The organism is Acetobacter sp. DmW_043 (assembly GCF_002153485.1).
Classification (GTDB): Bacteria; Pseudomonadota; Alphaproteobacteria; order Acetobacterales; family Acetobacteraceae; genus Acetobacter; species Acetobacter thailandicus.
Map to the genome: position 1 here is coordinate 1 of NZ_JOMN01000089.1, position 341 is coordinate 341.

Below are 341 nucleotides of genomic sequence, written 5' to 3' on the forward strand. Positions count from 1 at the left end.
CTGTCTGTGGTGGTCGGCTATGCCGGGACAGGGAAGAGCACCATGCTGGGTGTGGCCCGCGCAGCATGGGAAGAGGCCGGATACCGGGTGCGTGGTGCTGCGTTATCAGGCATTGCGGCGGAAGGGCTGCAGGGCGGGGCCGGGATTGAGAGCCGTACGCTCGCATCGTTAGAGCTGGCCTGGTCCAGAGGACGGGACTGCCTGGAGCGTGGTGATGTGCTGGTGGTGGATGAGGCCGGCATGGTGGGTTCACGTCAGATGGAGCGGGTGCTCTCAGCGGCGCATGAGGCTGGTGCCAAAGTTGTTCTGGTGGGTGATCCCGAACAGTTGCAGGCGATTGA

At 64.2% G+C, this 341-nt stretch carries 1 protein-coding gene; it reads left to right on the forward strand.

Translation table 11 applies throughout. The features are described 5' to 3' along the window. Positions 1 to 341 (forward strand): AAA family ATPase (locus tag HK11_RS11840; protein WP_158092832.1); only part of this gene is annotated, 341 nt, incomplete at both ends.